General features: G+C 70.9%; 9 protein-coding genes. 2 read left to right on the top strand and 7 right to left on the bottom strand.

Going from position 1 to position 8,680, the window contains the following annotated elements; translation table 11 throughout:
* Positions 1–705: 705 nt before the first annotated feature.
* Entirely contained in the window at positions 706–1,689 is a 984-nt protein-coding gene (locus tag ABD908_RS25345) for a LacI family DNA-binding transcriptional regulator (RefSeq protein WP_345001314.1), read from the bottom strand.
* Positions 1,690–1,968: 279 nt separating this feature from the next.
* Between ABD908_RS25345 and ABD908_RS25340 the strand changes: the two genes are divergently transcribed.
* Complete coding sequence (locus tag ABD908_RS25340; protein WP_345001312.1) at positions 1,969–2,937, top strand: sugar phosphate isomerase/epimerase family protein; 969 nt, start codon at positions 1,969–1,971, stop codon at positions 2,935–2,937.
* 110 nt (positions 2,938–3,047) lie between these two features.
* Here the strand turns inward: ABD908_RS25340 and ABD908_RS25335 are convergent, their stop codons facing one another.
* From ABD908_RS25335 to ABD908_RS25310, 6 genes are read right to left on the bottom strand one after another with little or no spacing between them, the layout of a single operon-like run.
* Positions 3,048–3,728: an urease accessory protein UreD gene (locus ABD908_RS25335; RefSeq protein WP_345001310.1), complete on the bottom strand. Its 681-nt coding sequence runs from the start codon at positions 3,726–3,728 to the stop codon at positions 3,048–3,050.
* Complete coding sequence (gene ureG / locus ABD908_RS25330; RefSeq protein WP_345001308.1) at positions 3,725–4,477, bottom strand: urease accessory protein UreG; 753 nt, start codon at positions 4,475–4,477, stop codon at positions 3,725–3,727. The genes ABD908_RS25335 and ureG overlap by 4 nt, the downstream gene beginning before the upstream one ends.
* A gap of 13 nt (positions 4,478–4,490) precedes the next feature.
* On the bottom strand, positions 4,491–5,123 hold the full coding sequence (locus ABD908_RS25325; RefSeq protein ID WP_345001306.1) for an urease accessory protein UreF: 633 nt from the start codon (positions 5,121–5,123) through the stop codon (positions 4,491–4,493).
* Entirely contained in the window at positions 5,123–6,844 is a 1,722-nt protein-coding gene (locus ABD908_RS25320) for an urease subunit alpha (protein ID WP_345001304.1), read from the bottom strand. Before ABD908_RS25320 ends, ABD908_RS25325 begins: the two co-directional genes overlap by 1 nt.
* Entirely contained in the window at positions 6,841–7,152 is a 312-nt protein-coding gene (locus ABD908_RS25315; RefSeq protein ID WP_345001302.1) for an urease subunit beta, read from the bottom strand. Before ABD908_RS25315 ends, ABD908_RS25320 begins: the two co-directional genes overlap by 4 nt.
* Positions 7,153–7,168: 16 nt before the next feature.
* Positions 7,169–7,471 carry an urease subunit gamma gene (locus ABD908_RS25310; RefSeq protein WP_345001300.1) on the bottom strand — a complete coding sequence of 101 codons (303 nt, stop codon included), beginning with the start codon at positions 7,469–7,471 and terminating at the stop codon, positions 7,169–7,171.
* A gap of 466 nt (positions 7,472–7,937) precedes the next feature.
* Here ABD908_RS25310 and ABD908_RS25305 point away from each other — a divergent pair.
* A partial coding sequence (locus ABD908_RS25305) for an MFS transporter (RefSeq protein ID WP_345001298.1) occupies positions 7,938–8,680 on the top strand: 743 nt, incomplete at its 3' end.

Genomic DNA, 8,680 nt, shown 5'->3' with positions numbered 1-8,680 from the left:
GTCATAACCGAACAACAACCCACCGAACGTGGCCACCACAGCCACCACATTCATCCGCTGCTGCTGCGGCCCCGACCGCAACGGTGGCAACGCCATCGGTCTCGAAGGCCTCGAAGGTAGTGCGTTCTGGCTCATTTGCTGTCTCCTGACTCCCACGGGTGCGGACGTGCGATCCGCCCGGTGCCCGACGCCACCTGGTCGCAGGTGAGGCGGGCGTCGGGCGGCGCACGTCGGCGTCGTCGATCGCCCGCACACGGGCACGCACCGACCTTCGGCTAGTACGTTCTAGTTCGCGCTGACGAGACCTAGAGCATGCGAGACGACTGGTGGTCGATGCGCTCCCAGTCCGTTGCGCCGGACTGGCGTACGACGGGACATCCCCGGATCGCGACTGCCGCGACCCCAAGAAGAATGCCAGTGATGCACGACACAGTCAAGGGTTGTCGTAGACATTGTGCAGACATTCGATCTTTTGATCCGCTCCGCGGATGAGCGCCACGAGACCCGTCCACACCTGCCGATCGACGGCAGAGTCACTGTTCAGACGGCCGCACCGACACTGATAGACGCAATCGGGATGCGTACCGTTCCAATTCCATCAGCGATGGTAACGAACAACTTCAGTCCGATATGATCGATTGACCGGACAATTATCACTCGGACCGACGCGGATCGGTACCCAGAGACGTCGATCGGACGGGGGCGTCACGACCGGCCGCCGACCGGTCCGGCGGTGGTGCGGACCACGAGACTCGGCGCGAGCACGACGTCCTCGGGTGGCCCGCCGTCGAGGCGACGCACGACCTGCGCCACGACCTCCTCGGCGATCCGGCCGGCGTCCTGCGCCACGGTCGACAGCCCGATGTGGTCCATGCGCGACAGACGCGAGTCGTCGTAGCCGATCACCGAGACCTCACCAGGGACGTCGATCCTCCGGCGCAGTAGCACGTCCAGCACCCCGATCGCGCACCGGTCGTTGAACGCCAGCACCGCAGTGGGTCGTCGCCGGTCGCCCTCGAGGACGGCGGTCATCGCGCGCACCCCGTCGGGCTCCGACGGTCCGCCCGGCACCACGTGAGCGTCGTCGCCGAGGCCGTGTTCGGCCACGCCGAGCGCGAACCCCGTCAGGCGTTCGGCCGCCCCCGGGGCGTCGGCACCGTCGATGTAGAGGATGCCGCGGTGCCCGAGACCGACGAGGTGGTCGACCGCGACCCGCATGCCCCTGATGTCGTCCATCCGCACGGCCCCGACACGGGGCGTCCCCGAGGGCCTGGCCACGACCAGCGCAGGTATCCGTTCAGCGAGAACATCGAGACTGGCGGCGGCGCGGCGGGATCCGAGCAGGACCACGACCTCGCAACGCTCGCGGACGAGCACCTCGGCCGCCTCGACCTCACCTCGGGTCGGGACGACACCACTGAGCATCAGGTCGTACCCACCCTCGGCGGCGGCGGGGTAGAGCTGTTCGACGACATCCCCCTGGAACGGCTGCTGCAGTTCGAAGGCGACGCCGATCAGTCCGGACCTGGACTGCCGGAGCTTCTGCGCGCGTCGGTCCGGCACGTAGCCGAGCTCGGCGGCGACCCGGCGCACGTGGTGGCGGGTTTCGGCGCTGGCGCCCGGCACGTCACGCATGACGATCGAGACCAGCGCCGTCGAGACGCCCGCGGCCGCCGCGACGTCGACCATCGTCGGTCGCCGCCCGCTCCACTCTCCCACCGCTTCCACCACCCTCTCCGACACCGGGACCGCCATCGGACCGCCTCCACCGAGAGGCTTGCCCCCGGCGACGCGATCCGCTTAACATTATCGACCGTAACCCACGTGTAGAACGTTCTAGTTCGTCGTCCGCAGAGGTCTCGTCACTGCGCGGCGCACGCGGACAGATGACCCTGCCGGACCCGGCGACCCCCTTTCGTCATATCGACACCCGAAGGGGGACAGTGCAATTCGAGAAGGCGACGACACATGCAGCTAGGACTGATCACCGACTCGGTCGGTTCCAAGACTCTCGACGAGGCGCTCGACCTCGCAGCGGAGCTCCGACTCGACACAGTGGAGATCGCGACCGGCAACTGGTCCGAGGCGCCCCACGCCGACCTCGACACCCTCGTCTCCGACGCGGGCGCGCGCCGCGCGCTGACCGACGCGGTGACCTCGCGCGGATTGACCCTCAGCGCGCTCAATGCCAACGGCAACCAGCTGCATCCGGTCGACGGGCCCGCCCACGACCGAGTGGTCCGCAGGAGCATCGACGTCGCCGCGGATATGGGGGTGCCCACCGTGGTGTTGATGTCGGGGCTGCCGGCCGGCGGGCGGGACGAGCGGACACCGAACTGGATCACCACGTCGTGGCCGCCGGAGACCCTCGACATGCTCGACTACCAGTGGAACGAGGTCGCGATCCCCTACTGGCAGGATCTGGCCGACCACGCCCGCAAGCGCGGAGTGCGGCTCGCGGTGGAGATGCACGGACGGCAGCTGGTGTTCAACGTCGCGACTCTGCACCGGCTGCGCGAGGCCGTCGGTGCGGATGTCGTGGGGGCGAACCTCGACCCGTCGCACCTCATGTGGATGGGTGCGGACATCATCGACGTCGTCGCCGCTCTGGGACCGGCGATCTTCCACGTCCACGCCAAGGACGCGCGGATCGAGCCCCGCAATCTCGCGGTGAACGGCATCCACGACGCGCTACCACCCGCGCAGGCCGCGCAGCGGTCCTGGAACTACGTGACCCTGGGACTGGGCAACCCGGGCGGCGCGACGTTCTGGGCCGAGTTCGTCTACGCGCTGCGCCGGGTCGGGTACCAGGGGCCGTTGAACATCGAGCACGAGGACGTACTGGTCGGCGCCGAGGAGGGCGTCCGCAAGTCGGCCGCCCTCCTGCACTCGGCGGTCCTGCGGGACGCCCCCGACTGGTCACCGGCCCGTATCTGACCCCCGCCCCGGCTCACCTCGTCGTTCTCGTTCCCACGAGGTGGCAGACGCGACCGAGCGCGCGGTAGGGCCTCGCCGACGCCTCGGGCTCGACGTCGGCCGTGGTGCGCCTACAGGGACGGCCGCGCCAGCGCCAGGTACCCGTCGAGGTCCGCGACCCGGCCGGCGAGCGCCGTGGTCAGTGTTCCGCCGCCCTCCAGGGGCAGAACCGCGACGCCGTGCGCGGGCGGTACCGACACGACCGGGCTTCCGGTACAAGGGAACTCGAATACGCTCAACAGTGCCGTCTCCGCCACCACGGCGCCGGCGCCCAGCTCGACCGTGTGTCGCAGATGCGGCAGCCCCGCGACATCGGCCCACAGCGTCCCCGACCACGCACCGCCGGTCTCCCCCAGCCGACCGATCTGCACCCTCTCCGAGATGCGCACCACCGCACCCGCTGCCAGCGACACCTCGGTCCGGCCGATGTGCCGGGCGGCCGCGGCGACCACCGTCGGCTGCGGAGCGAGGTCGAGGCCGCCACCGTCGGCGACGGACAGCCGCCACGTCGTCCGCGACGGCCGGCCGTCCCGCCCGGGGTAGACCACGGTGGCGGCCACCGAGGTCAGCTCCAGCCGCGTGCCGGGGTGCACGACCACCTCGATCACGGTCTCGTCGGCGCCGACCGGTGTCGCGGCCGTGGACACCAGGTGTATGCGGCTCGGCCCGGTGATCCGGGCGGCGAGCGCACCGTCGGCGACGAGCAGCGGCAGCCGGTCGGGATATGCCTCGATGCGGAGTCGAGTGATCACGCCCCGGCGTGGTGGTGCGAATGCGCGTGCGGCGCCGCGTGGGCATGCTCGTGCGGCAAGCCGAGATCGTGCGCGCGGATGTGCGCCAGCTGCTCCCGGATCCACGCCACCACCGGCGCCGCGCCGGGATCGCCGACCAGCGACACCGCCACCGTCGGGCGCCCTGCGCGCACCTTCTCGGCGTCGTCCCGCATCACCTGAAGGTCGGCGCCCACCAGCGGCGCGAGGTCGGTCTTGTTGATCACCAACAGATCCGAATACGTGACACCCGGGCCACCCTTGCGCGGCACCTTGTCACCGCCGGCCACGTCGAGGACGAAGATCTGCACATCGATGAGCCCCGACGAGAACGTCGCGGTGAGATTGTCGCCACCTGATTCGAGCAGGATGAGATCGAGGCCGGGGTTGCGCTCGGCGAGGTCCTCGACGGCGTCGAGGTTCGCGGTGATGTCGTCGCGAATCGCGGTATGCGGGCAGCCGCCGGTGCGGACGGCGGCGATGCGCTCGTCGGGCAGGACGGCGTTGCGGCGCAGGAAGTCCGCGTCCTCCTCGGTGTAGATGTCGTTGGTCAGGACGGCCATCGAGAGCTCGCCGGCCAGCGCCCGACACAGCGCCGCGACGAGGTGCGTCTTGCCCACACCCACGGGGCCGCCGATCCCCACGCGCAGGGCCTCGCCCGGTGTGCGGGCGCGCTTGGGCCGATCGGGGTCGTACGTGTGCGGCTTACCGTCGATCAGGTGCGGGGGCATGGCGCCCTCCTCTCTAGGACACGAACAGGGGATTGTCGCGAAGCAGGTGCCGCTCGGCGAGCACGTCCTGCAGCGGGTCGGACCGGTCTGCGAGCCCGACCACCGCCACGGACGCGACGGTCTCGCACTCGCGGGCAAGCTCCATGGTGACCACGGCGACGTCGGCCGGATCCAGCGCCAGCAGGCGCTGCGCGGCCGTGGCGGCACCGGTCATCGAGGTGTACCCGGCCACCATGGCCGCGCCGGCAGGGTCGACGCCGCTGCGGCGGGCGATCTCGCCCAGCACCACGGCAGCGTGCGGGCGCTCGCCCCAGCGGGCCCAGTCACCGTCGGGCCATGCGCGACGGGCGAATCGGAGCAGGCCACGGCCCTGCGTACGGGAGGCCTGGCGGGCCGCGGGCGACGGCGTCCGCGCGCTCGCCTCCGCGTCGGCGAGCTCCGGAGTCAGTCGGCCGGCGCACACGGCGGCGGCGATCGACCCGCTGACGAGGCCGACGGTACGCGCCCTACGCAGCAGGTACTCCCGGACGCCCGCCAGGTCGCGGATCAGCCCGGACGCGACGGCTTCCTCGACCCCTCCGGAGTGGACGTGCCCGCCGACCGGAAGACGCGAGTCGGCCAGCGTGAGAAGTCCGGCGGTGTCCATCAGAACAGGAAGTACCGCTGCGCCATCGGCAGCTCGGTGGCCGGTGCCTGGTCCCATACCTCGCCGTCGATGCGGACGGTGAAGGTGTCCGGATCGACGCGGATGTCGGGGCGAGCGTCGTTGAGCGGCATGTCGGCCTTGCCGACCCCCCGCACGTTCTTGACCGGTACCAGGCGGCGGCGCACGTCGATTCGGTCGGCGAGGCCGGCCTCGATCGCAGCGGGCGCCACGAAGTGCACGCTGGTCGCGGCGGCGACCGGCGCAGCGGCACCGAACATCGGCCGCGGCAGCACCGGCTGGGGCGTGGGGATGGACGCGTTGGCGTCCCCCATCTGCGCCCACGCGATCGCGCCGCCCTTCACCACGAGGTGCGGCCGCACGCCGAAGAACGCGGGCTCCCACAGCACCAGGTCGGCGAGCTTGCCCACCTCGATGGATCCGATCTCGGCGTCGAGGCCATGGGCGACGGCGGGACAGATGGTGTACTTGGCGACGTACCGGCGGGCCCGCAGGTTGTCCGCGCGGCCGTCGCCGGGCAGTGCGCCGCGGCGCTTCTTCATCACGTGCGCGGTCTGCCAGGTACGCATGACCACCTCGCCGATCCGACCCATCGCCTGCGCGTCGCTGCCGATCATGGAGATCGCGCCCAGGTCGTGCAGCAGGTCCTCGGCGGCGATGGTGGTCGGTCGGATCCGGGACTCGGCGAACGCCAGGTCCTCGGGGATGGACGGGCTCAGGTGGTGGCACACCATGAGCATGTCGAGGTGTTCGTCGAGGGTGTTGACGGTGTGCGGCCGCGTCGGGTTGGTGGAGCTGGGTAGGATGTTCTCGAGGGATGCGACGGTGATGATGTCGGGGGCGTGCCCGCCGCCCGCACCCTCGGTGTGGTAGCTGTGGATGCTCCGTCCGGCGATGGCGCCGACGGTGTCCTCCACGAACCCGGCCTCGTTCAGGGTGTCGGTGTGCATCGCGGCCTGCACGCCGGTCTCGTCGCACACCCGCAGACACGCGTCGATCGCCGCGGGTGTGGTCCCCCAGTCCTCGTGCAGCTTGAAGCCCGACGCGCCCGCCCGGGCCTGCTCGCGCATCGCCTCGGCGCTCACGGTGTTGCCCTTACCCAGCAGGGCGATGTTCATCGGCCACGAGTCGAGGGCCTCGAGCATTCGGGCGAGGTGCCAGGCGCCGGGGGTCACGGTCGTCGCCTTGCTGCCCTCGGCTGGGCCGGTGCCGCCGCCGATCAGCGTGGTGATGCCGCCGCCGAGGGCCTCGCCCATGATCTGCGGACAGATGAAGTGCACGTGACAGTCGATCGCGCCGGCGGTGACGATCTTCCCGTTGCCGGCGATCACCTCGGTCGAGGGTCCCACCACCAGGTCCGGGTGCACCCCGTCCATGGTGTCGGGGTTGCCGGCCTTGCCCAGGGCGACGATGCGGCCGTCCCGGATCCCGATGTCCGCCTTGATGATCCCCCAGTGGTCCAGGACCACGACACCGGTGATCACGGTGTCCGGGGCACCGTCGGCGCGGGTCGCACGGCCCTGCCCCATCGACTCGCGCAACACCTTGCCGCCCCCGAACACGGCCTCGTCGCCGGCGAGACCGGGGCCGCCCGACAGGTCGCGCTCCACCTCGATCAGCAGGTCGGTGTCCGCGAGGCGGATCCGGTCGCCCGTGGTGGGACCGAACAGGTCGGCGTAACGCCGCCGCGAGAGCTCGCTCATCGGTCCAGCCTTCCGGGCGGATTGAGGGAGATGCCGTAGACCTCGCGGGTGCCACCGAGGGGCACCAGTTCGACGTCCTGCCCCAGCCCCGGCTCGAACCGCACTGCCGTGCCGGCCGGGATGTCGAGACGCAGGCCGTGCGCGGCACCGCGGTCGAACACCAGCGCCGCATTGGCCTGCGGGAAGTGCACGTGCGAACCGACCTGCACGGGCCGGTCGCCGCCGTTGACCACGTGCAGCGTGGTATGCGGTCGGCCGGGGTTGATCTCGATGGTCGCGTCGTCGACCAGGACCTCGCCGGGGATCACGGGTGCCTCCTATCGCTCACGGGATGGGATGGTGGACGGTGACGAGTTTGGTGCCGTCCGGGAACGTCGCCTCGACCTGCACGTCGTGCAGCATCTCCGGGATGCCGTCCAGCACGTCGTCGCGGGTCAGCACCTCGCGCCCCGACGCCATGAGCTCGGCGACGGTGCGCCCGTCCCGGGCCCCCTCGAGCACGTGGTCGGTGATCACCGCGACCGACTCCGGGTGGTTGAGCCGCAGCCCGCGGGCCCGCCGCCGCCGCGCCAGCTCCGCCGCGTAGGAGATGAGCAGGCGCTCCTGCTCGTGCGGCGTCAGCTGCATCGGTGCCTCCTGAGATCTGCGTCCGCCTCACGGCTTTCGAAAGACCCATCCTGCCACGCACCCGTCCGAGCCGCGCGGCGAGCGATGCCCTTCCGACGGCCCGCGCCGTCGCCGACGAGACCGCTGTCGTGGCCGCCGGAGTGCCGCTCCGGAACAGGCGGCCGCGGGCGAGGCCCCGACGGTGCGCTGTGCCCTGCGATCATCGCCCTGCGATCGTCGCGTCAGCGACGCGCCCGCCTCGTATGGGGCCCGTGCGCCACATACGTGTCGATTCCAGGGGCACCGCGCCCGAATCCTGCATCCCGCCGACTGGGAGAACCCACACATGCCCATACTGTGAGATCAAGGTTCCATATGCCAGGATCTGAGTGCTTCACTGGAGGCCATGACAAGGGAGCGGTCCACGGGGTCGTGGCGAATCAACTTGGTGGTGTGCGCATTCGGGTCCTTCACCACGCTCGTCGCGATGACCATGCTGATCCCTCTGCTCCCCGATTTCGTCCGCTCGCTCGGCGTGCGATCGGACTCGGCGGTCCTGCACTGGTCGGGCTACGCGTACAGCGCCACGTTCCTCACCGCCGCGCTCACCGCACCGGTGTGGGGAGCGCTGGGCGACCGGTTCGGGCGCCGGTCGATGCTACTGCGCGCCAGCCTCGGCATGGCACTCGTGACGCCGCTGATCGGGCTCAGCCACGCAGTGTGGCAGCTGGTGCTATTGCGGCTGCTGACAGGGTTGATGGGCGGATACTCGTCGGGCGCCACGATCCTCGTCGCCGCGCAGGCACCCGCCGAACGCCGCGGGTGGGCGCTGGGCGTGCTCTCGTCGGGGATCCTGGCGGGCTCGGTCGCCGGCCCGCTGATCGGCGGCACGCTGCCCGCACTGATCGGCACGGGTCCGACGTTCATCGCATCGGGCGCGGTGATCTTCGTGGCATTCCTCGCCACGCTGGCGTTCGTGCGGGACGTGCCCGACGCTGGCATCTCGGCCGCAGGGAGGCCGGTCCCGGCCTCGCGATCCCGCGGCTTACCCAGCGGCGTTCCACTGCTGCTGGCGACCTCCACAATGCTGACGTTCGCACTGATGTCGGCCGAGCCGATCATCACCGTCTACGCCCGGCAGCTGGGCGGCGGCACCCACGCCGCCGCGTGGGCCGGCCTCGCGATGGCGCTCGCCGCGGGCGGCAGCGTGGCCGCCGCCCCACAAGTCGG

The organism is Tsukamurella soli (assembly GCF_039541155.1).
GTDB classification, from domain to species: domain Bacteria; phylum Actinomycetota; class Actinomycetes; order Mycobacteriales; family Mycobacteriaceae; genus Tsukamurella; species Tsukamurella soli.
This window is presented reverse-complemented; position numbering and strand designations above follow the sequence as displayed.

Excerpts from the sequence above, each read along its gene's own strand:
- ABD908_RS25345 (WP_345001314.1), bottom strand. The coding sequence starts at position 1,689 with ATGGTCGACGTCGCGGCGGCCGCGGGCGTCTCGACGGCGCTGGTCTCG.
- ABD908_RS25340 (WP_345001312.1), top strand. The coding sequence starts at position 1,969 with ATGCAGCTAGGACTGATCACCGACTCGGTCGGTTCCAAGACTCTCGAC.
- ureG (WP_345001308.1), bottom strand. The coding sequence starts at position 4,477 with ATGCCCCCGCACCTGATCGACGGTAAGCCGCACACGTACGACCCCGAT.
- ABD908_RS25325 (WP_345001306.1), bottom strand. The coding sequence starts at position 5,123 with ATGGACACCGCCGGACTTCTCACGCTGGCCGACTCGCGTCTTCCGGTC.
- ABD908_RS25320 (WP_345001304.1), bottom strand. The coding sequence starts at position 6,844 with ATGAGCGAGCTCTCGCGGCGGCGTTACGCCGACCTGTTCGGTCCCACC.
- ABD908_RS25310 (WP_345001300.1), bottom strand. The coding sequence starts at position 7,471 with ATGCAGCTGACGCCGCACGAGCAGGAGCGCCTGCTCATCTCCTACGCG.